Source organism: Luteimonas granuli, assembly GCF_007795095.1.
Classification (GTDB): domain Bacteria; phylum Pseudomonadota; class Gammaproteobacteria; order Xanthomonadales; family Xanthomonadaceae; genus Luteimonas; species Luteimonas granuli.
The window spans coordinates 101,594-121,817 of sequence record NZ_CP042218.1 but is presented as its reverse complement, the minus strand read 5'-3'; the positions used below and the strand labels follow the sequence as shown (position 1 = coordinate 121,817).

The window sequence follows — 20,224 nt, the reverse complement described above, 5'->3', positions numbered from 1 at the left end:
GCCGCCTTTCTTGTTTGTCGCTCACCCGACGGTCGCCGGGAGCAGCTTTTCCGGCTCGGCCTGGACGTCGAGCACCAGCTCGCCGTCCACCGCGTCGATCGACACCCTGCCGCCGCCCACGAGCTTTCCGAACAGCAGTTCGTCGGCCAGCGGCCGCTTGACCCTGTCCTGGATCACCCGCGCCATCGGCCGCGCGCCCATCAGCGGGTCGAAGCCGTGCTGCGCCAGCCACTCGCGCGCCGCCGGGGTCGCCGCCAGGCTGACGCCCTTCTCGTGCAGCTGCTCCTCGAGCTCGATGATGAACTTGTCGACCACGCGCAGGATGTGCTCGAAGCCCAGCGGCTGGAACTGCACCACCGCGTCCAGGCGGTTGCGGAACTCGGGGGTGAAACCCTTGCGGATCACTTCCATCGCGTCGCTGCTGTGGTCCTGGGTGGTGAAGCCGATGCTGCGCCGCGCCGCCTGCGCCGCGCCCGCGTTCGTGGTCATGACCAGGATCACGTTGCGGGAAGTTCGCCTCGCGGCCGTTGGTGTCGGTCAGGATGCCGCGGTCCATCACCTGCAGCAGGATGTTGAAGATGTCCGGATGCGCCTTCTCGACCTCGTCGAGCAGCAGCACGCAGTGCGGAGTCTTGACGATCTTCTCGGTCAGCAGTCCGCCCTGGTCGAAGCCGACGTAGCCCGGAGGGGCGCCGATCAGGCGGCTGACCGAATGCGGCTCCATGTATTCGGACATGTCGAAGCGCACCAGCTCGATGCCCAGCTGCAGCGCGAGCTGCCGGGTGACCTCGGTCTTGCCGACGCCGGTGGGGCCGGCGAACAGGAAGTTGCCGATCGGCTTGTCCGGGTTGCCGAGCCCGGAGCGCGCCAGCTTGATCGCGCTGGTGAGGGTCTCGATCGCCGGATCCTGGCCGAAGATCACCATCTTCAGGTTGCGCTCCAGGTGCTGCAGCACGTCCTTGTCGGAGGCGCTGACCTGCTTGGCGGGGATGCGCGCCATGCGCGCGACGATGGTCTCCACCTCTTCGACGTCGATCAGCGACTTGCGCACGTTCTCGGGCAGCAGCCGCTGGCGGGCGCCGGCCTCGTCGATGACGTCGATGGCCTTGTCCGGAAGCAGGCGGTCGCCGATGTGCCTGACCGACAGGTCCACCGCCGCCTGCAGCGCCTCGTCGGCGTAGGTGACGTCGTGGTGGGCCTCGTACCTGGGTTTCAGGCCCTGGAGGATCTGGTAGGTCTCGCCCACGGTGGGCTCGACGATGTCGATCTTCTGGAAGCGGCGCGCCAGCGCGCGGTCCTTCTCGAAGATGCCGCGGTACTCCTGGAACGTGGTCGAGCCGATGCAGCGCAGCTCGCCCGAGGCCAGCGCGGGCTTGATCAGGTTCGACGCGTCCATGGTGCCGCCCGACGCCGAGCCGGCGCCGATGATGGTGTGGATCTCGTCGATGAAGAGGATCGCGCCCTCATGCTTGCCGACCGCGGCCAGCACCGCCTTCAGGCGCTTCTCGAAGTCGCCGCGGTACTTGGTGCCGGCCACCAGCGCGCCCAGGTCGAGCGAATAGATCGTGGCGTCGGCGAGCACCGCGGGCACCTCGCCGTCGACGATGCGCTTGGCGAGGCCTTCCGCGATCGCGGTCTTGCCCACGCCGGCCTCACCGACGTACAGGGGGTTGTTCTTGCGCCGGCGGCACAGCACCTGGATGGTGCGCTCGATCTCGTCGGCGCGTCCCACCAACGGATCGATCTTCCCCTGCCGTGCCTGGGCGTTGAGGTCGGTGGCGTACTCGGCGAGGGCGTCGCCCTTGCCCTCGCCTTCCGCGCCCTCGGCCCTGGCGACGGGATCCTCGCCGCGGGACTGCGGCTCCTCGCCGGTGCGGGCGATGCCGTGCGACAGGTAGTTCACCACGTCCAGACGGGTGACGTCCTGCTGGTTGAGGAAGTAGACCGCGTGCGAGTCCTTCTCGCCGAAGATGGCCACCAGCACATTGGCGCCGCTGACCTCCTTCTTGCCCGACGACTGCACGTGGTAGACCGCACGCTGGAGCACGCGCTGGAAGCCCAGGGTCGGCTGGGTGTCGCGGCCGTCGTCTTCGGCGAGTCGCGAGACCGAGCTGCCGATGGCCTGCTCGAGGTCCGAACGGAGCCGCGGGAAATCGGCGCCGCAGGCCTTGAGGACGGTCTCCGCGGAAGGGTTGTCGAGCAGTGCCAGCAGCAGGTGCTCGACCGTCATGTACTCGTCGCGCGCCTCGCGGGCGCGCTTGTAGCACTGGCCGATGCTGTATTCGAGATCCTTGCTGAACATGGGGCGCGAGCCTCCTGGTTGCACTGCTGACCAGATGGGGACGACCGTGCGGCTTTTCCATCCGGCGATGGAGTCCTTGTAGGCCCTCGCCCGCGTCCCGTGCAAGCACCGGCCATGGTCCGCAGTATCCCGGCGGTGCCTGTCTTCGCCGGGTGAGGCACGGGCGGCGCGGAGGCGCCGGCGGAGCGGCGGTTCAGGCCTTCTCGATGGTCGCCAGCAGCGGATGCTGGTTCAGCCGGGCGTACTCGTTGACCTGCGCGACCTTGGACTCGGCCACGTCGCGGGAAAAGACCCCGCACACGCCGCGGCCGCGGGTATGGACGTGGAGCATGACCTGGGTGGCGCGCTCGATGTCCATGCCGAAGAACCGCACCAGCACCTCGACCACGAAGTCCATCGGGGTGTAGTCGTCGTTCAGCAGGAGGACGGAGTACAGCGGCGGCCGCGCCAGTTCGGGGCGGCCGGCCTCGACGGCGACGCCGTGGTCGCGCTCGTGTCCGGGAGTGTTGCTCATGCCGCGATTATACCGGCGCGCATGCTGCACGGCCGGTGGACGGACCCGGTCGCGCGGGCGAAAATGCGGGCCCCGCCGCCGCTTCGACTCGATGCCGCCTGCCCGCCTCCATCGCTGCGCCGCGTTCCCCCGCCCCGCCGCCGCGCGCGCACCGTGCCGTCCGTGACCTTCCGGCAGGGCAGGTTCTGGCAGCCCGACGTGACCGTGGCCACCGTGGTGGTCGACGGCGGCCGGCTGCTCTGCGTCGAAGAACACTCCGCCGGGCGGGTCGTGCTCAACCAGCCGGCCGGGCACCTCGAGCCCGACGAAGACCTGGTCGAGGCCGCAGTGCGCGAGACCCTCGAGGAATCCGGGTGGTCCGTGGAAGCGACGGCCTTCATCGGCGCCTATCAGTGGACCTCGCCCGCCCTGCCCGATGGCAGCCCCGGACGGCACTACCTGCGCTTCGCGTTCGCCGCGCGGCCGCTGTCGCACGATCCGGCACGCGTCCTGGACGAGGGGATCGTGCGCGCGCTGTGGCTGACCCCGGCCGAACTCCAGGCCCAGGCCGGGCGCCATCGCAGCCCGCTGGTCTGGCAGGTCGTCGCCGACCATCTCGCCGGCAGCCGCCACCCCTCTCGCTGCTGCGGTCGGTGCGCTGATGGCCGCGCCCGGCACCATCGTGGGGATGTCCGGCGGCGTCGACTCCTCGGTCGCGGCGCTGCTGCTGCGCGACGCCGGCGAATCCATCGCCGGGCTGTTCATGGACAACTGGGCCGACGACGGCAGCGGCCACTGCCGCGCCGACGAGGACCGCCGCGACGCGGTGGCGGTCTGCGGCCGCCTCGGCATCCCGATCCACTTCCGCGACTTCTCCCGCGAGTACTGGGACGGGGTGTTCGAACACTTCCTCGCCGAGTACGCCGCCGGCCGCACGCCGAACCCGGACGTGCTCTGCAACCGCGAGATCAAGTTCAGGCATTTCCTCGACGCCGCACGCGACCTGGGCGCGGCGCGCATCGCCACCGGGCACTATGCCCGCATCGACCGGGAGGGCCGGCGCTTGCGCCTGCTCCGCGCGGCCGACCGCGGCAAGGACCAGAGCTACTTCCTGCACCAGCTCGGCCAGGAACAGCTCGCGGCCACCCTCTTCCCGCTCGGCCACCTGCGCAAGGACGAGGTGCGCGCGATGGCCGCGGCCGCCGGCCTCCCCACGGCGGCCAAGAAGGACTCCACCGGCATCTGCTTCGTCGGCGAGCGGGACTTCCGCGCGTTCCTGGGCCGGTACCTGCCTGCCCGTCCTGGCGAGATCCGCACTCCCGCCGGGGAAGTCGTGGGCGAACATCCCGGCGTGTTCTACTTCACCCTCGGCCAGCGCGAGGGCCTGCACATCGGCGGCCGCCGCGGCTTCGACGACAAGCCCTGGTACGTGGTCGGCAAGGACGTGGCGGCGAACGTGCTCACCGTCGACCAGGGCCACGACAGCCCCTGGCTGATGGCATGCACGCTCTGGACGGAGCCGGCACACTGGATCGCCGGCGCGCCACCCGCGCGGGCCTTCACCTGCACCGCCCAGGTGCGCTACCGACAGCAAGAGGAGCCATGCGACGTGTCTGTTGACGATTCCGGTGCCCTGCGGGTCACGTTCCACCGCCCGCAGCGCGCGGTCACGCCCGGCCAGTCCGCGGTCCTCTACGCCGGCGAGGCCTGCCTCGGCGGTGCCGTCATCGCGACCACGGACGCACCGCAGGGCATGGCGGCATGAACGCGATGCACGACCGCATGCTGGCGCTGGCCGGCCTGGCGCAGGCGCTGCGCCAGGTGCGCCGGGTGGCCGAGACCGGCCAGGCCGAAGGTGTGGTGCTGGAAACGGCGCTCGAGAGCGTTTTCAGGATCGACGCCGAATCCACCGCCGATGTGTACGGCGGCGTCGCCAACGTCCGTCCCGGTCTGATGCTGGTGCGCGACTACCTGGCCAACCGTGGCCAGGATCCGCTGCTGCCCAAGCTGGCGCTGGCGGTGACCCAGCTCGAGCGCCGTTTCGTGCAGGACGAGGAGGTCGCGGGGCGCGTGCACGCGGGCATCCTTGCCATCCGCGACGAGGCGCGGAGCCTGGGCACGGCGCACCCCGACGTCCTGTCCAGGCTCGGCGCCCTCTACGCCGACACGGTCAGCCACCTGCGTCCGCGGGTGCTGGTCCAGGGCAACCCGCACTACCTGGGCCAGGCGGCCATCGTCGCCGAGATCCGCGCCATGCTGATGGCGGCGCTGCGCTCGGCGGTGCTGTGGCGCCAGAACGGTGGCAGCCCCTGGGACTTCCTGTTCCAGCGCGGAGCGATGACGCGGGCGGTGGAGGAACTGCTGCACTGACAGGGAGGGTGACCGCCGTCACGCTCCAGGCCGGGGGCAGAGGACGCGCGGGAGCCGCGGCTAAAGTCGACGGCGCGGGCGCCGATACGGGGATCTGAGAATCCGCCGAGTAGTGTCCATGTACGCACGCACCCTGATCCGCCTGGCCGCCCCACTGGCCCTGACCCTGCTGCTGCCGCTGGCGTTCGCCTTCGGCTGGCCGGAGCCGGTCCGCTGGGCGATCCTGCTGACCCTGACCGCGAGCTGGCTGGTGCTCTGCTTCTGGCTGGTGCGGCGCGAGGTCACCCGGCCGGCGGCGCACCAGCGCGCCACCAGGGAGCAGGACAAGCTCCTCACCGAACTGCGCCAGTTCGTGGGTGCCGAGATCGAGGGCTCGCGGGTGGAGGTGGAGCGTGCGCGCGACCTGGTCAGGCAGGCTGTTTCGGGGCTCGGCAGCAGCTTCGAGGCGATGAACCGCAAGTCCCGCCAGCAGGCGCAGGCGATGACCCGCATCCTCGACCAGGCCGGTGACCAGCGCGGCGGCGGCTCCGACGTCGCCCGCTTCGCCCAGCACGCCAGCCAGCGCATGGAGCAGCTGGTCGAGGCCCTGGAGCAGGTCAGCGGCCAGAGTGGCGCCACGGTCACCCACATCGACGAGATGGCCGGCCACCTGGACGGGATCTTCGCCCTGCTCGAGGACGTGAAGTCGATCGCCGACCAGACCAACCTGCTGGCGCTCAACGCCGCCATCGAGGCAGCGCGCGCGGGCGAGGCCGGCCGTGGCTTCGCGGTGGTCGCGGACGAGGTCCGCAACCTGTCCGAGCGCTCCACGGCCTTCAACGAGCAGATCCGCAAGCTCGCGCACAGCTCCAAGGAGTCGATCGCCAAGGTCCGCGACACCGTGTCCAACATGGCCTCGCGCGACCTCGACCGTTCGCGCGAGGCGCGCGGCGAGGCCGCCGAAATGCTCGACCAGGTCGCCGCCATCAACCGTTCGCTGGGCGACGGCATGCGCGAGATCTCCGAATGCGGCCGCGCCATCGACGCCACCGTCGCCGAGGCGGTGCGCGCGCTGCAGTTCGAGGACATCGCCACCCAGGCCCTGGGCGGCGTCCATTCGCACCTCGAGCGCCTCAACACCATCAACCGCGAGGCCATCGAGCTGCAGGACCTGCTGCGGCGCAACGGCGGCGTCTTCGACGACGAGATGCAGGAAGCACTGCGGAAGGTCAGCCAGCGCCTGCATACCCAGCGCGCCACCTGGGAGAAGCCGCCGCACAAGCCGGTGACCCAGGAATCCATGAGCGCGGGCACGGTCGAGCTGTTCTGAGTCTGCACGCCGCCGTACGGGCGCGGCGCCGGAAGGCCGGTAGACTGGGATCCCCGTCCCGTGGATTCCCGATGGCTTCCGACGTTCCCGTCGTGCCCGACCCGGCCGAGAGGCCGAAGGGCGAACCCGCCGCTCGCGGCCTCCGCCACGAGCGCATCGAAGCCGAGAATCGCGAACTGCGGGCGATGGCGGACCACCTGTTCGCGACCCAGGAGGAGGAACGGCGCATGGTCGCGCGCGGCCTCCACAACGGTGCCGGCCAGTCGATCACCGCGATCCGCATGGCCGCGCACGCGGCCCTGCACGAGACCGACCCGGACCGGCGCAGGGAGGAGCTCGAGGACATCCTTGCGCAGGCCGACGCCGCGCTCCATCAGGTGCGCACGATCTGCGCTCGGATGCGTCCCCCGCCGCTCGACGCGCTGGGTCTGGAGGCCGCGCTGCGCTGGCACGCCGAGGCCGCATGCGTCGCTGCAGGCTGTGCGCTGGAACTGCGGATCGACCCGCTGCCGCGCCGCCCGGGGCCGTCCGTGGAGCAGACCGGTTTCCGGATCGTCCAGGAGGCGCTGGCCAATGCCCTGCGGCACGCGCGCGCGGACAGGGTCTCGCTGGCGCTGCGCGTCGAGGACGACCGGTGCGTGCTGGAAGTCGTCGACAACGGGCGCGGCTTCGATCCTCTCGTGACCGTCGGCCCGGGACTGGTGGCGATGCGCGAACGGGCACGCAGTGCCGGCGGGCGCATGGACATCGCCTCGGCCCCCGGGCGCGGCACGCGGGTGCTGGCGTCCCTCCCGTGCCGGTAGCGCCGGGAACGTCGCCCGCCGCCGCATAGAATAGGTTCATGTCGACGCTGGACCCTGACGCCGCTCCCGTCCTGCTGCCCCGCCTGGGCGCCGGCCATCCCGCGCTGCAGGCCATGGTCACGTCGGTGGCAGCGCGCAACGGCCGCCTGATGGTGCTGCACATCGACATCGAGCAGTTCGCATCGATCAACCAGAACATGGGGACCGAGGTCGGCGACGCCGTGCTGCAGATCGTCGGCCAGCGCCTGCGCGCCGGACTCGCGGGCCGGGGCGAGGTCTGGCGCCACGGCAGCGACGAGTTCGTGGCGGTGGCGACGCTCGACGAGAAGGACCATTCGGCGCAGCAGATCTCCGAGGCCCTGATCGCCCTGATCGAGCAGCCGCTCACCATCCTTCCCTATACCCTCCTGCTCACCGCCAAGGCGGGGATCAGCCTGTCGCCGGAGCACGCCACCGACGCGAGCACGCTGCTGCAGCTGGCCGAAGCGTCGATGTGGCGTGCGTCGCCGGGGGCCGATGCGCCGGTGTACGTGCATTCGGGGCGGACCAGCAGGACGCCGCAGGGTGAACGCGCCATCTCCAGCCAGATCGTGGGCGCCCTGGCCCGGAACGAGTTCACGCTCAGGTACCAGCCCAAGATCAGCGCACGCGACGGCCGCGTGCTCGGCATGGAGGCCCTGATCCGCTGGCAGTCGCCCACTCTGGGCGAGCTGCTGCCGGAACGTTTCATCCGCACCGCCGAACGCCTCGGCGTGATCCTGCAGATCGGCGACTGGATGATCGAGCGCGCGGTGGCCCAGGCCCGCGAGTGGCGCGAGCAGGGCGTGGACGACTTCTTCATCGGGGTCAACGTCTCGACCCTGCAGCTGCTGCAGCCGGGCTTCGTCGAGCACCTGCTGGGGCTGATGCAGCACGCCGGGGTGCCCGCCCCTGCGATCGTGCTGGAGATCAACGAGAGCGTGCTCAACAACGACGCCCATATCGTGTTCCAGACCATCCGGGCGCTGCGTCGCGAAGGCATCGGCCTGACCCTGGACAACTTCGGAACCGGCGACGCCAACCTCCGCACCCTGGTGCGCTATCCCGCCGACACGCTCAAGATCGACCGCAGCTTCACCAAGGCCGCCCTGCTCGACAGCCGCGAGACCGCGATCCTGCGCGCCATGATCGCGATGGCCCACCAGTTGGGGATGAAGGTGATCGCCAATGGCGTCGAGACCGAGGCCCAGCTCGGTTTCCTCCGTCGCACCGATTGCGACTATTTCCAGGGCTACCTGTTCGGCGAGCCGGTGGAGGCCGGGCCCGCCGGCCAGGTCCTGCGGGCACGCCACCTGCGGCCCGAGCTCTTCACCACCACCCGCGCCGACCAGACCCTGCTCCTGGTGGACGACGAGGAGAACGTGCTGAACGCGCTGGCGCGCCTGTTCCGGCGCGACGGCTACCGCATCCTTGCCGTGAACAGCGTGCGCGAGGCGCTGGCGCTGCTGGCGACCAACGAGATCCAGGTGATCCTGTCCGACCAGCGCATGTCGGAGATGAGCGGCACCGAGTTCCTCGCCCAGGTGAAGATGCTCTACCCGGACACCATCCGCATCGTGCTCTCGGGGTATGCCGATCTCGCCACGGTCACCGAGGCGATCAACCACGGCGCGATCTACCGCTTCCTGACCAAGCCCTGGGACGACCGCGAACTGCGCGAGCACATCCAGCAGGCGTTCCGCACGCACGAAGCCCAACGCGCGCGGGCGCCGGCGCCCTGATCCGGGGCCGCCCGGGCCCCGGGGGTTCCGGCGTCAGGGGGTGCGCACGGGCTGCCGGATCGGCAGCACCAGGCGGAACCTGCTGCCCTCGCCGGGCGCGCTGTCCACCTCCACGCGGCCGCCGTGCTTGGCCATGATCCCGTAGGAGATCGACAGCCCGAGGCCGGTGCCGGTGCCCACCGGCTTGGTGGTGTAGAATGGATCGAAGATGCGTTGCTGCAGCTCGACGGGAATGCCGCTGCCGGTATCGGCGATCTCGACCCAGACGGTGTCCCCGGCCTGGCCGGTGCTCACGGTGATGGTGCCCTGCTCCTCGATCGCCTGGCCGGCGTTGAGCAGCAGGTTCATGAACACCTGGCCGAGCTCCGACTGCAGGCACTCGACCATCGGCAGGACGCTGTAGCGTTTCACCAGGGTCGCCTTGTAGCGCAGCTGGTTCCAGACGATGTTCAGGGTCGAGTCGAGGCTGGCATGCAGATCGGCGAGCTTCCAGCCCAGTTCGCGGTCGGAGCGGGAAAAGTCCTTGAGGTCGCGCACGATGCGGGTCACGCGCTCGATGCCTTCCCGGGACTCGGTCATCAGCTGGGGCAGGTCGCGGCTGATGAAGTCGATGTCCAGGCGCTCGCGGGTGGCCTCGATCTCGGGCCGCATGGCGCACGGGTCGGGGGAGCGCAGCGCGCGCTCGTAGACCTCGATCAGCGCGAACAGGCTGCTCAGGTACTCCTGCAGGCTGCCCAGGTTGGAATGCACGTAGCCGATCGGATTGTTGATCTCGTGGGCCACGCCGGCGGCGAGTTGGCCGATCGATGCCAGCTTCTCCGACTCGAGCAGCTTCTTCTGCGCCGCGGTCAGGCGCACGTTGAGCTCCTCGTGCCTGCGCAGCAGCTCCTTGTCGCCGTCGCGCACCAGGCTCGGGGCCTGCAGCAACAGGAGCGCATGCCCCTCGGGGCCGTCGAGCGAATACAGCCGGGCGGCCAGCATGCGGCCCTCGCCGAACGGGACGAAGTCGCTCCAGCGCCCCTGGTCGCGCGCCTGCGGCAGCGCATGCCCGGGCAGCAGGTCCTCCAGCCGTTGTTCGTCCTCGCTCCAGAACGGATGCCAGCGGCACATGGCCTGCCCCGCGGGATTCGCGTAGAGAAGCTGCCCCTCGCGGTAGATCAGCACGCCTTCCTGCAGGTGGGACAGCGCCGAATCCAGGAGGTCGATGGAGGGAAGCGGGAAGGAGGGGGACGGACTCATGCAGCCTGCAGGGACGACGGATCCAGCCGCCGCATTCTACGGCCTTGCCCGGATGCCCGCCGCGCGCGCGATCAGGCGACGGCGAGCTGACGCGTGTTGAGGGCCTGCTCGACGCCACCGGAGGCGTCATAGGCGGGCGCGCTCTCGGTCCGGCCCAGGTGACGCAGCGCCCAGTTCACCTCGCGTCGCCGCCGCGCGAGCAGTGCGCCGTTGGCGCGATTGAGCTCGGCCAGCTCGGCGATGCGTCCGGCCAGGCCGGGATCGATGTCCGTTTCCAGGGCGTGCAGCGCCGCCAGCTTCTCCCGGGTCGCGCGCAGCAGACTGTCGGCATCGCCGCCGATCAGCGCGTCGCGCTCGTCGGCCAGGGCCAGGGCCAGGCGTTCGACGCTGGAGCCGGAGTCCGACATCAGCCGCCCAGCTGCGCGTCGAGCTCGAGCATCGCGGTGGCGATCGCTTCGGGGTCGATGCGATAGCTGCCGGAGGCCAGGGCCTCCCGCACCGCCTGCACGCGCCCCTCGTCCACCGCCGGCCGAGTGGCCAGCTCCTGGCGCAGGGCCTGCAGGCCGGCGGCCTCGCTGGTCAGGCGCAGGCTGTCGCCGGCCGCCGGGGCCTCGATCGCCCTGTCGCGCGCGTCGCCGGCCCGGGACACCTGGCCGGCCAGCTGCGTCACGCGGACAGGGGCGGAGGGCGGTGTTCCTTCGATCTTCTGGCTCATGTCGGAGTCCAGGCGCCAGCGGCGCCGAATGGGGTCGTGACCGGTATCGGCCACGGCCGGGGAAGCTTTAGGGGAATGTGCGCTACGTCTCAGTGGCCCACGATCACGTCGCCCGAGGCGTCGACCACGCCCTGGACCACGCGCCGCGAGGACAGGTTCTCGGCGCTCACGCGCTCATGCTCGCCGGCATCGCCCAGCGCACGGCCGGCCATCCGGACCTCGACCCCGTGGAGCCTCGAAACCAGGGCGACGCTGTCACCCCGCCGGACCAGACGGGGAGAGGCCAGGTCGCCGGCAGTCAGCACGCCGCCGGCGGCGAGGCCGCGCCGCGCCACGCGGCCGACCGCATGGGCCGGGTCGGCGACCGCCGCGCCGGCGATCCGGCCCGGATCGCGCTCCTGCACCTCGAACATGTCCGCGGCGATGGTTTCGCCGCCGGCCACCCCGCGCGCGAGCACCAGCACCTGCTGGCTCCGGTTCAGGCGCACCGGCACGAACAGGCGCCAGCCCGACGCACAGCCGACCTCCACCGTGCCAGCAGCGATGCGCCGCGCCTGGAGCGGTTCGCCGCAGCGCGGCATGCGCAGCGCCGGGTCGAGGGTGGCTTCGGCCCCGCCGCGGTCGGCGAGCGCGGACAGTGCGGCGTCGCGGATCGACTGCACCGGCTCGAATCCCGTCGCCGCGGCCGGAATTCCGGCACCGGACAGGAGGAAGAGTGTGGCCAGCAGGGCGGACAGGCGCGGAACGGGCGTCATTGCGGACTCCGGCGGACGATGCCCGCTGCGGGATGCAAGCGGCATGCCGCCGCCCCGCCGGAGGTCCGGGCTCAAGTTCGGAACCGGCCGGGCCGATACCGGCGGCATGTCGCACAACCTCATCGATCGCATCGACCAGCGCACGCGCCTGGCGGGACACAACCGCCTGGCGCTGTTGCTGTTCCGTCTTGGGGGCCGCCAGCTTTTTGGCGTCAACGTGTTCAAGGTGCGAGAAGTCCTGCGCCGCCCGGGGCTGTTCCAGGTGCCTGGCGTGCCGGCGGACTTCGCCGGGGTTGCCGACGTGCGCGGCCGCAGCGTGCCGGTGCTCGACCTCGGGCGGGCGATCGGCCACCCCGAGCGCGATCGCGCCGACGCGCCCGGCTACCTCGTCGTCACCGAATTCAACCGTTCGGTCCAGGGCTACCTCGTGAGCGAGGTGGAGCGGATCGTCAACATCGCGGTCGAGGACATCCTGCCGCCGCCGGACTCCGGCGCAGGCAGCAGCTACCTGACCGCGGTCACCCGTCACGGCGGCGAACTGATCCAGGTGATCGACGTCGAAAGCGTGCTGGCCGAGATCTCGCAGGCGCGGATGGACGCCGAGCTGTCCGGGGAGTACGCCCTGCCCCCCGGCGCGCCGCCGATGCAGGTGCTGGTGGTGGACGACTCGCGCGTGGCGCGGCAGCAGATCCGCCGCGTGCTCGACCAGCTCGGCGTGGGCGTCACCCTGCTCTCCGACGGTCGCCAGGCGCTGGACCACCTCCTGCAGGTGCACGCGGCCGGCGAGTCGCCCGCGCAGCGCTATGCCCTGGTGGTCTCGGACATCGAGATGCCGGCCATGGACGGCTACACCCTGACGACGGAAATCCGTCGCCACCCGGAACTGGCCGATCTGTTCGTGCTCCTGCACACCTCGCTGTCCGGGGTGTTCAACACTTCGATGGTCCAGAGCGTGGGCGCCGACGCCTTCGTCGCCAAGTACAACCCGCACGACCTGGCCGACCACATCCTGGCCCGCCTGCGCGAGGTCGCGGACGAGGCCGGCGGCGCGTTCGCCGGGGCCGCGCTTCCCGGCTGAGGGCCCGGCCGCCGCGCTGACGGCCCGGATCGCGCGCTCCGGCCGCGCGACGCCCTCGTGGCACGCCGCTTGCACTGCTTCCGGCACTGCTCCGCCGGAGGGTGCCATGTCCAATCCGATCTCGTCCTATCTGGGCTTCCAGGCCGATGCGCTGCCGCTGCGCGAGCAGCGGCTGAAGCTGATCGCCAGCAACCTCGCCAACGCCGACACCCCGGGCTACCGGGCGCGCGACCTCGACTTCAACGCCGCGCTCCAGGCCGCGGGACAGGCGCGCCAGGGCGGCCGCTCGTCGCATGCGGAACCCCACCCCGACCACCTGGCGCTGGGAGACATCGACGGCCTGCATGCCTTCGAGACGGTGCGCCTCGCGGCCCAGCCCAGCCTCGACGGCAACACCGTCGACCCCGACGCCGAACGCGCCGCCTACGGCCGCGCCGCGCTCGAGTACCGCGCCTCGCTGAACTTCCTCGAGTCGAAGGTGCGCACTCTCCTGACCGCCATCACCGGACAGTAACGATGAGCAACCTGCCGATCTTCGACGTCGCCGGATCCGCGCTGCAGGCGCAGTCCGTGCGCCTGAGCACCCTCGCCAGCAATCTCGCCAATGCCGATTCGGTGGCCGGATCGCCGGACCAGGTCTACAGGCCGCTGGAGCCGGTGTTCCGCGCGGTGAACAACACCGGCGATCCGTCCCTGACCGGCGTCCAGGTGAGCGGCATCGTCGAGAGTTCCGCGCCGCCGGTGCAGCGCTACGAACCCGGTCACCCGCTGGCCGACGAGCAGGGCTATGTGTACGCGCCCAACGTCGACCCGGTCTCGCAGATGGTCAACCTGATCTCGGCCTCGCGCAGCTACCAGGCCGGCGTCGAAGTCCTCAACACCGCCAAGGAACTGGCGGTGGCCACCCTGAGCATGGGTCGCTGAGCGCGGCCGCAGGAGTTCCCGCCATGACCAGCATCGCCAACGACGTGTACAGCAGCCTGGGCCTGGGTGGCGCCGCCGACGCGGCCATCGCCGGCAAGAAGGAGGACGCGCTCGGCCAGGCCGATTTCCTGCGCCTGATGACCGAGCAGCTCAAGCACCAGGACCCGCTGAAGCCGATGGAGAACAGCGCCTTCCTGGGGCAGCTGGCCCAGTTCTCCTCGGTCCAGGGGCTGCAGGACCTCAACAAGACGGTCAACGGCTTTGCCGGCCTGATGCAGTCCGACCAGATCCTGCGCGGCACCCACCTGATCGGCCGCGAGGTGCTGGTCCCCTCCGGCGCGCTGCCACTCGACGCCGAAGGCGAAGCGCGCGGCGTCGTCGCGGCGCCGGGCCCGGGCATGGTCACGTTCGAGATCAGCGACGCCAACGGGCAGAAGGTCCGCGAGCTGAACATCCCGGCCGCCGCGGCCGGCGAACTCGCCTTCTCCTGGGACGGCAACGATGCCTCCGGCGCCCGCCTGCCACCAGGCAACTACAGCATCGCGGCGCGCCACGTCGACGCAGGTGGCGAAGGGACCGCCCTCGCCACCTATGCGCGCAGCCGGGTCCAGAGCGTTTCGGTCGGCAACGACGGCCTCTACCTCGACCTGCACGGCATCGGCACCGCCCCGATCGGTTACGTCCTGCGGGTCATCTGACCTCTTCCTACCGCCAGCACGCCATTCCACGGAGTCCGTCATGAGCTTCAACACCGCACTGTCCGGCATCAACGCGGCCAACGCCGACCTGAACGTGACCGCCAACAACATCGCCAACGTCAACACCACCGGCTTCAAGGAATCGCGCGCGGAGTTCGCGGACCTGTTCTCGTACAGCTCCTACGGCCTGTCGCGCAACGCGATCGGCTCGGGCGTCAAGCTCGGCAACGTCGCCCAGCAGTTCTCGCAGGGCAACATCACGCCGACCGGGCGCAGCCTCGACATGGCGATCGACGGCGACGGCTTCTTCACCCTCAACAAGAACGGCGCGGTGCTGTACTCGCGCGCCGGCAACTTCCAGACCGACCCCCAGGGTTTCGTCGGCACCCCCGAGGGCGCACGGCTGCAGGTCTATCCGCCGCGCGCCGACGGCGACGGCTTCGACATCGGCCGCATGACCGACCTGCAGCTGCTGACTTCCGACAGCCCGCCGCGGCAGACCAACCTGCTCAACCTCATGTTCACCCTGCCCGGCAACGCCCTGCAGATGCCCATCTCGCCCTTCGATCCCGGCGAGCCCGGCAGCTACAACGCCTCGAGCGGCGGCACCACGGTGTTCGACTCGCTGGGCGTGGCCCACGTCCAGACTTCGTACTTCGTGAAGACCGCCAACCCGAACGAGTGGGAGGTCCACAACTTCATCGACGGCCAGCCGGCCGGCGCGCCGGCGACGCTGCAGTTCTCCGACACCGGCGCTTTGGTCACCCCGACCAACGGCCGCATCGTGCTGGACCCGTTCGATCCCGGCAACGGCGCCGCGCCGGTGAACCTGACCGTGGACGTGACCGGCTCCACCCAGTACGGCGAACGCTTCCAGTTCCGCGACGCGCGCCAGGACGGCTATGCCGCCGGCAAGCTCAACGAGATCAGCATCGCCGCCGACGGCGTGGTGTTCGCGCGCTATTCCAACGGCGCCGACCGCCCGCTGGGCCTGATCGCGCTGTCCACCTTCGTCAACCCGCAGGGCCTGCAGTCGCAGGGCAACAACGTCTGGGCGGAGACCCACTCCTCCGGCGTCCCGCGCACCGGCGCGCCCGACACCTCGGACTTCGGGCAGATCCACGGGGGCTCGCTGGAGTCGTCCACCGTCGACCTGACCGAGCAGCTGGTCAACATGATCGTCGCCCAGCGCAACTTCCAGGCCAATGCGCAGATGATCTCGACCCAGGACCAGACCACACAGACGGTCATCAACATCCGCTGATGGACAAGGCCCTCTACGTCGCCGCCACCGGTGCCCGCGCCACGCTGCAGGCACAGGGCACGGTCTCCCACAACCTGGCCAACGCCGATACCGCGGGCTTCCGCGCGGCGCTGGCCAATACCGAGGCCTATCGCATCCCGGGCGCGGGGCATGCCTCGCGCGTCGGTGCCCTGCACACCGACGCCGGCTTCGACAACCGGACCGGTGCGCAGCGCGTCACCGGGAATCCACTGGACGTTTCCCTGCGTGCGGACCGCTGGCTTGCCGTGCAGGCGCCAGACGGCGGCGAGGCCTATACCCGCGCCGGCAACCTGATGCTGACCCCCAACGGCCAGCTGCTGGCCGGCAGCGGCCAGCCCTTGCTCGACGCCAACACCGGACAGCCGCTGGCGATCCCGCCGCACCAGGCCATGGACATCGGCCATGACGGCACGGTGTCCATCGTGCCGCTGGGCGAGGGCCCGGCCACGCTGGCCGTGGTCGGCCGCATCCGCGCGGTGGACGCGGCGCCCGCCGTCCTGGCCCGCGGCCTCGACGGCCTGATGCGCGGCATCGACCCCCGGCAGCCACCGGCACCCGCCGCCGGCGACGTGATGACCACCGGCGTGCTGGAGGGCAGCAACGTCGACGCCACGGGGACCCTGGTGCAGATGATCCAGCTGCAGCGCCAGTTCGAGATGCAGGTGAAGCTGATCCAGCGCGGCGACGACAACGCCCAGGCCGCCAACAGCCTGCTGCGCCTGGGCGGCTGACGCGGATGCCCTGGCACGCGCATTGCATCTCCCGACCTGACGGCGCCACCGCGCCCGCACCGAGGAACCGACCATGAACCAGGCCCTCTGGGTCGCGAAGACCGGACTCGACGCGCAGCAGACGCGCATGTCGGTCGTGGCCAACAACCTGGCCAACACCAACACCACGGGCTTCAAGCGCGACCGCGCCAACTTCGAAGACCTGCTCTACCAGCAGCTGCGCCAGCCCGGCGGGGCGACCTCGGCGCAGACGCAGCTGCCGTCCGGTCTGCAGTTGGGCACCGGCGTGCGCGTGGTGTCCACCGCCAAGGACTTCGAGCAGGGCAACCCGCAGCAGACCGGTCGCGCGCTCGACGTGATGATCAACGGCCGAGGCTTCTTCGAGGTCCAGCTGCCCGACGGCACGCCGGCCTACACCCGGGACGGCAGCTTCCAGGTCAACGCCGAGGGCGAGCTCGTCACCTCCAGCGGCTTCCCGGTGCAACCCGGCATCCAGGTGCCCGAGGGCGCGCAGTCGGTGACCATCGGCAAGGACGGCACGATCAGCGTGCAGATGGCAGGAGAGGCCCAGGCGCTCGAGATCGGCCTGCTGGCCATCAGCGACTTCATCAACCCGGCGGGCCTGCAGGCGCGGGGCCAGAACCTCTACATGGAGACCGCGGCTTCCGGTCCTGCACAGAACGGCACGCCGGGCCTGGGCGGCCTCGGCCTGCTCGAACAGGGCGCGCTCGAGGGCAGCAACGTCAACGTGGTCGAGGAACTGGTGGGAATGATCGAGACCCAGCGCGCCTACGAGATGAACGCCAAGGCGATCTCCACGACCGACGCGATGCTCGGCTACCTCAACAACAACGTCTGATCGACGGAGACGTCGCGATGAACCGCTTCCCGAGGCTCCAGCACGCCGCCGGCATCGCCGGCGTGGCCGCGGCCGCCCTGCTGTCGGGCTGCGTCGCCGCCGGCGACGTGCGGCCCTACCCGCCGCTGGCGCCGCTCCATGCCGCGACGACGATGGAGGCCGCCGGGCCGACGCAGGGCGCGATCTACCGGGCCGGCGGAGGCGGCGGACTGTCGCTGTACTCGGACAGGCGCGCGCGCGACGTCGGCGACCTGCTGACCATCCAGCTGGTGGAGAACACCACCGCGCAGACCAACGCCAGCACCAGCGTCGGCAAGGAAGGCTCGATCGACATCGGCGCGCCGGACCTGTTCGGTGCGCCGGTCACGGTGAACGGCCGCGAGGTGCTCGGCGCCTCGGCCGAGGGCGCCCGCGACTTCGATGGCAGCGGGCGCAGCGCGCAGAGCAACCGCCTGCAGGGCAGCATCACCGTGACCGTGGTGCAGCGCCTGCCCAACGGCAACCTTCTGGTGGAAGGCAGCAAGAACCTGCGGCTGAACCAGGGCAACGAGCTGGTGCAGGTGCAGGGTATCGTCCGTCCGTCGGACATCGGTCCCACCAACACCGTGCCGTCCAGCCGCGTCGCCGAAGCGCGCATCGTGTACGGCGGCCGCGGCGCCCTGGCGCAGTCCAATTCCATGGGCTGGCTGGCCCGGTTCTTCAACTCGCGGCTGTTCCCCTACTGAGATGGCCGCCATGCCTACCCTGTCGCCCTCCCCGCTCCGCGCCCTGATCGCTGCCGCCCTGGCGGTGCTGCTGATCGTCGCGCCCGTCCATGCGCAGGAACGCATCAAGGACCTCGCCAGCGTCGGCGGCGTACGCGGCAACGCGCTGGTGGGCTACGGCCTGGTGGTCGGCCTGGACGGCAGCGGCGACCGCACCAGCCAGGCGCCCTTCACCGTGCAGAGCCTGCGCAACATGCTCAACGAGCTTGGCGTGGCCATCCCCGACAACGTCAATCCGCAGCTCAAGAATGTGGCCGCGGTGGCGATACATGCGGAACTGCCTCCTTTCGCCAAGCCCGGCCAGACCATCGACGTGACCGTCTCCTCCGTCGCCAACGCGGTGTCGCTCCGCGGCGGCACCCTGCTGATGGCGCCGCTCAAGGGCGCCGACGGGCAGGTGTACGCGATGGCACAGGGCAGCCTGATCGTCGGCGGCTTCGGCGCCCAGGGTCGCGACGGCTCGCGGGTCTCGGTCAACGTGCCCAGCGTGGGCCGCATCCCCAACGGCGCCATGGTCGAGCGCGAGGTCGACGGCGGCTTCGGCGGCAGCGGCGAGCTGACGCTCAACCTGCACCGGGCCGACTTCACCACCGTCTCGCGCATGGTCGCCGCGCTGGACGCGCGCTTCGGACCGGGTACCGCGCGGGCCGTGGACGGCGTCACCGTGGCCGTGCGGGCGCCCTACGACCCCGGCGCACGCATCGGCTTGCTGGCCGAGGTCGAGAACGTGCAGCTCACGCCCGGGTCGGCGCCCGCGAGGGTCATCGTCAATTCGCGCACCGGGACCGTGGTGATCGGCGCCGAGGTCCGGGTGATGCCCGCGGCGATCGCGCACGGCTCCCTCACCGTCACCATCACCGAAAGCCTCGACGTCAGCCAGCCGGATGCGTTCAGCCGCGGCGGCACCACCACGGTCACACCGCGTTCCGACGTCTCCGCCGGCCAGGAAGCGAGCCGCATGTTCATGTTCGCCGGCGGCACTTCGCTCGACGAGATCGTGCGCGCGGTGAACGCCGTCGGCGCCGCTCCCGGCGACCTGGTCGCAATCCTCGAGGCGCTGAAACAGGCCGGCGCCCTGCGCGCGGAGCTCGAGGTGATCTGATGCGGATCGCGGCCGAGCCCCTGCCGCTGCACGCCGGGCAGCGCCCCGACGCCGCGGGCATCGACCGCGCCGCGCGTGAACTCGAGGGCGTGTTCGCGCAGATGATGATCAGGAGCATGCGCGACGCCAGCTTCGGCGACTCGCTGTTCCCGGGCGAGAACCAGCTCTATCGCGACCTCTACGATCAGCAGCTCGCGAAGTCGCTGACCGCCGGACCGGGCCTCGGTCTGGCCGCGATGATCGCGCGCCAGCTCGGCGGCGACAGCGCGACACCACCCACGCTGGATGCGCGGCTTTCGTCCGCGGATACCGACGGCCGCGGGTCTCCGTCGCCCTCTTTCGCGGCCGAGGATGCGCGCACGGCGTCCAACGCCACGGAGACGCCGGAGCGCTCGCCGATGGACACCCTGGTCGAACGCCTGATCGCCCGCGCCCGCCCGGTCGCCGAAGCCGCTGGCGCGGCCCTGTCGCACCTGCCCGGCGCCGCGGTGGTGTCCGCAGCGGCGAAGGCCGGCGCGGCCGCCGCCAGCGGCGCAGCGGGCTTCGATCCGCGCAGCCCGGAAGGCTTCGTGGCCTCGGTCTGGCCGCATGCGCAGCGTGCCGCGGACGAACTGGGCGTGGATCCCCGCGCCCTGGTCGCCCAGGCCGCGCTGGAGACCGGCTGGGGCCGGCGCGGGATCCAGCGCGGCGACGGCGCCAGCGCGAACAACCTGTTCGGGATCAAGGCCGCCGGCTGGAGCGGCGAGCGCGTCTCCGCCGTCACCCATGAATACCGCGATGGCGTACGCCGCAACGAGCGTGCGGAATTCCGCGCCTACGCAAGCCCGGCCGAGAGCTTCGCCGACTACGTGCGCCTGCTGAAGCGGAACCCGCGCTACCGGCAGGCGCTGGAAGCCGGAGCCGACGTGCGCAGCTTCGCCCAGGGCCTGCAGCGCGCCGGCTATGCCACCGATCCCGCCTACGCCGACAAGATCGCGGCGATCAGCAACGGACCGACTTTGGGCCGTGCCCTGTCGGCCATCCTCCGGAGATAGTCC

The 20,224-nt window shown here is 70.9% G+C and carries 20 protein-coding genes and 2 pseudogenes; 16 read left to right on the top strand and 6 right to left on the bottom strand.

From position 1 onward, the window contains the following. Positions 1-21: 21 nt before the first annotated feature. Together clpA and clpS are read right to left on the bottom strand one after the other, a co-directional pair. Positions 22-2,302, bottom strand: a pseudogene (clpA, locus tag FPZ22_RS00580) (ATP-dependent Clp protease ATP-binding subunit ClpA). A gap of 193 nt (positions 2,303-2,495) precedes the next feature. Continuing rightward, the gene (gene clpS, locus FPZ22_RS00575) at positions 2,496-2,816 is read right to left on the bottom strand and encodes an ATP-dependent Clp protease adapter ClpS (protein ID WP_144889330.1); all 321 of its coding nucleotides are present in this window, start codon (positions 2,814-2,816) and stop codon (positions 2,496-2,498) included. A gap of 162 nt (positions 2,817-2,978) precedes the next feature. Here clpS and FPZ22_RS00570 point away from each other — a divergent pair. From FPZ22_RS00570 to FPZ22_RS00545, 6 genes and pseudogenes are all read left to right on the top strand, one after another. Then, positions 2,979-3,431: pseudogene (locus FPZ22_RS00570) on the top strand (NUDIX hydrolase); the annotation flags it as partial. Positions 3,432-3,456: 25 nt separating this feature from the next. Then, positions 3,457-4,560, top strand: a complete 1,104-nt coding sequence (gene mnmA / locus FPZ22_RS00565) for a tRNA 2-thiouridine(34) synthase MnmA (RefSeq protein ID WP_144889328.1) — start codon at positions 3,457-3,459, stop codon at positions 4,558-4,560. A gap of 5 nt (positions 4,561-4,565) precedes the next feature. Beyond that, positions 4,566-5,165 (top strand): high frequency lysogenization protein HflD, encoded by a 600-nt coding sequence (gene hflD / locus FPZ22_RS00560; RefSeq protein ID WP_425463025.1) that lies wholly within the window; start codon positions 4,566-4,568, stop codon positions 5,163-5,165. Positions 5,166-5,283: 118 nt separating this feature from the next. Beyond that, positions 5,284-6,474, top strand: a complete 1,191-nt coding sequence (locus FPZ22_RS00555; RefSeq protein ID WP_144889324.1) for a methyl-accepting chemotaxis protein — start codon at positions 5,284-5,286, stop codon at positions 6,472-6,474. Positions 6,475-6,545: 71 nt separating this feature from the next. Continuing rightward, positions 6,546-7,277 (top strand): sensor histidine kinase, encoded by a 732-nt coding sequence (locus FPZ22_RS00550; RefSeq protein WP_144889322.1) that lies wholly within the window; start codon positions 6,546-6,548, stop codon positions 7,275-7,277. Between the two features lie 38 nt (positions 7,278-7,315). Then, a complete protein-coding gene (locus tag FPZ22_RS00545) occupies positions 7,316-9,037 on the top strand; it encodes an EAL domain-containing protein (protein ID WP_144889321.1) in 1,722 nt (573 codons plus the stop codon). 33 nt (positions 9,038-9,070) lie between these two features. On the opposite strand, the gene FPZ22_RS00540 is transcribed toward FPZ22_RS00545, so the two are convergent. The 4 genes from FPZ22_RS00540 to flgA form a co-directional block, all read right to left on the bottom strand. Beyond that, entirely contained in the window at positions 9,071-10,276 is a 1,206-nt protein-coding gene (locus FPZ22_RS00540) for an ATP-binding protein (protein ID WP_144889319.1), read from the bottom strand. Between the two features lie 71 nt (positions 10,277-10,347). Then, on the bottom strand, positions 10,348-10,683 hold the full coding sequence (locus FPZ22_RS00535) for a flagellar protein FlgN (RefSeq protein ID WP_144889317.1): 336 nt from the start codon (positions 10,681-10,683) through the stop codon (positions 10,348-10,350). Continuing rightward, entirely contained in the window at positions 10,683-10,991 is a 309-nt protein-coding gene (flgM, locus tag FPZ22_RS00530) for a flagellar biosynthesis anti-sigma factor FlgM (RefSeq protein ID WP_144889315.1), read from the bottom strand. The genes FPZ22_RS00535 and flgM overlap by 1 nt, the downstream gene beginning before the upstream one ends. 89 nt (positions 10,992-11,080) lie before the next feature. Continuing rightward, positions 11,081-11,746 carry a flagellar basal body P-ring formation chaperone FlgA gene (gene flgA / locus FPZ22_RS00525; protein ID WP_144889313.1) on the bottom strand — a complete coding sequence of 222 codons (666 nt, stop codon included), beginning with the start codon at positions 11,744-11,746 and terminating at the stop codon, positions 11,081-11,083. Between the two features lie 106 nt (positions 11,747-11,852). Between flgA and FPZ22_RS00520 the strand changes: the two genes are divergently transcribed. From FPZ22_RS00520 to flgJ, 10 genes are all read left to right on the top strand, one after another. Next, on the top strand, positions 11,853-12,824 hold the full coding sequence (locus FPZ22_RS00520; protein ID WP_144889311.1) for a chemotaxis protein: 972 nt from the start codon (positions 11,853-11,855) through the stop codon (positions 12,822-12,824). A 106-nt stretch (positions 12,825-12,930) separates the two neighbouring features. Continuing rightward, the gene (gene flgB, locus FPZ22_RS00515) at positions 12,931-13,338 is read left to right on the top strand and encodes a flagellar basal body rod protein FlgB (RefSeq protein WP_144889309.1); all 408 of its coding nucleotides are present in this window, start codon (positions 12,931-12,933) and stop codon (positions 13,336-13,338) included. A gap of 2 nt (positions 13,339-13,340) precedes the next feature. Continuing rightward, a complete protein-coding gene (gene flgC, locus FPZ22_RS00510; RefSeq protein WP_144889308.1) occupies positions 13,341-13,748 on the top strand; it encodes a flagellar basal body rod protein FlgC in 408 nt (135 codons plus the stop codon). Between the two features lie 23 nt (positions 13,749-13,771). Next, positions 13,772-14,446, top strand: a complete 675-nt coding sequence (locus FPZ22_RS00505; RefSeq protein ID WP_144889306.1) for a flagellar hook capping FlgD N-terminal domain-containing protein — start codon at positions 13,772-13,774, stop codon at positions 14,444-14,446. Positions 14,447-14,486: 40 nt separating this feature from the next. Beyond that, positions 14,487-15,710 (top strand): flagellar hook protein FlgE, encoded by a 1,224-nt coding sequence (flgE, locus tag FPZ22_RS00500; protein ID WP_144889304.1) that lies wholly within the window; start codon positions 14,487-14,489, stop codon positions 15,708-15,710. Next, entirely contained in the window at positions 15,710-16,462 is a 753-nt protein-coding gene (locus tag FPZ22_RS00495; RefSeq protein WP_144889301.1) for a flagellar basal body rod protein FlgF, read from the top strand. Before flgE ends, FPZ22_RS00495 begins: the two co-directional genes overlap by 1 nt. Positions 16,463-16,535: 73 nt before the next feature. After that, complete coding sequence (gene flgG / locus FPZ22_RS00490) at positions 16,536-17,321, top strand: flagellar basal-body rod protein FlgG (RefSeq protein ID WP_144889299.1); 786 nt, start codon at positions 16,536-16,538, stop codon at positions 17,319-17,321. A gap of 17 nt (positions 17,322-17,338) precedes the next feature. Continuing rightward, positions 17,339-18,046 carry a flagellar basal body L-ring protein FlgH gene (flgH, locus tag FPZ22_RS00485; RefSeq protein ID WP_144889298.1) on the top strand — a complete coding sequence of 236 codons (708 nt, stop codon included), beginning with the start codon at positions 17,339-17,341 and terminating at the stop codon, positions 18,044-18,046. 10 nt (positions 18,047-18,056) lie between these two features. Beyond that, entirely contained in the window at positions 18,057-19,187 is a 1,131-nt protein-coding gene (locus FPZ22_RS00480) for a flagellar basal body P-ring protein FlgI (protein ID WP_144893794.1), read from the top strand. Continuing rightward, positions 19,187-20,221 carry a flagellar assembly peptidoglycan hydrolase FlgJ gene (gene flgJ, locus FPZ22_RS00475; RefSeq protein WP_144889296.1) on the top strand — a complete coding sequence of 345 codons (1,035 nt, stop codon included), beginning with the start codon at positions 19,187-19,189 and terminating at the stop codon, positions 20,219-20,221. The genes FPZ22_RS00480 and flgJ overlap by 1 nt, the downstream gene beginning before the upstream one ends. Positions 20,222-20,224 lie beyond the last annotated feature (3 nt).

Coding starts and splice junctions, on each gene's coding strand:
- flgM (WP_144889315.1), bottom strand. CDS start 10,991: ATGAGCCAGAAGATCGAAGGAACACCGCCCTCCGCCCCTGTCCGCGTG.
- FPZ22_RS00540 (WP_144889319.1), bottom strand. CDS start 10,276: ATGAGTCCGTCCCCCTCCTTCCCGCTTCCCTCCATCGACCTCCTGGAT.
- mnmA (WP_144889328.1), top strand. CDS start 3,457: ATGGCCGCGCCCGGCACCATCGTGGGGATGTCCGGCGGCGTCGACTCC.
- flgC (WP_144889308.1), top strand. CDS start 13,341: ATGAGCAACCTGCCGATCTTCGACGTCGCCGGATCCGCGCTGCAGGCG.
- flgB (WP_144889309.1), top strand. CDS start 12,931: ATGTCCAATCCGATCTCGTCCTATCTGGGCTTCCAGGCCGATGCGCTG.
- FPZ22_RS00545 (WP_144889321.1), top strand. CDS start 7,316: ATGTCGACGCTGGACCCTGACGCCGCTCCCGTCCTGCTGCCCCGCCTG.
- FPZ22_RS00520 (WP_144889311.1), top strand. CDS start 11,853: ATGTCGCACAACCTCATCGATCGCATCGACCAGCGCACGCGCCTGGCG.
- flgH (WP_144889298.1), top strand. CDS start 17,339: ATGAACCGCTTCCCGAGGCTCCAGCACGCCGCCGGCATCGCCGGCGTG.
- hflD (WP_425463025.1), top strand. CDS start 4,566: ATGCACGACCGCATGCTGGCGCTGGCCGGCCTGGCGCAGGCGCTGCGC.
- FPZ22_RS00535 (WP_144889317.1), bottom strand. CDS start 10,683: ATGTCGGACTCCGGCTCCAGCGTCGAACGCCTGGCCCTGGCCCTGGCC.
- FPZ22_RS00555 (WP_144889324.1), top strand. CDS start 5,284: ATGTACGCACGCACCCTGATCCGCCTGGCCGCCCCACTGGCCCTGACC.
- FPZ22_RS00550 (WP_144889322.1), top strand. CDS start 6,546: ATGGCTTCCGACGTTCCCGTCGTGCCCGACCCGGCCGAGAGGCCGAAG.
- flgA (WP_144889313.1), bottom strand. CDS start 11,746: ATGACGCCCGTTCCGCGCCTGTCCGCCCTGCTGGCCACACTCTTCCTC.
- FPZ22_RS00505 (WP_144889306.1), top strand. CDS start 13,772: ATGACCAGCATCGCCAACGACGTGTACAGCAGCCTGGGCCTGGGTGGC.
- flgJ (WP_144889296.1), top strand. CDS start 19,187: ATGCGGATCGCGGCCGAGCCCCTGCCGCTGCACGCCGGGCAGCGCCCC.
- FPZ22_RS00480 (WP_144893794.1), top strand. CDS start 18,057: ATGCCTACCCTGTCGCCCTCCCCGCTCCGCGCCCTGATCGCTGCCGCC.
- clpS (WP_144889330.1), bottom strand. CDS start 2,816: ATGAGCAACACTCCCGGACACGAGCGCGACCACGGCGTCGCCGTCGAG.
- flgE (WP_144889304.1), top strand. CDS start 14,487: ATGAGCTTCAACACCGCACTGTCCGGCATCAACGCGGCCAACGCCGAC.
- flgG (WP_144889299.1), top strand. CDS start 16,536: ATGAACCAGGCCCTCTGGGTCGCGAAGACCGGACTCGACGCGCAGCAG.
- FPZ22_RS00495 (WP_144889301.1), top strand. CDS start 15,710: ATGGACAAGGCCCTCTACGTCGCCGCCACCGGTGCCCGCGCCACGCTG.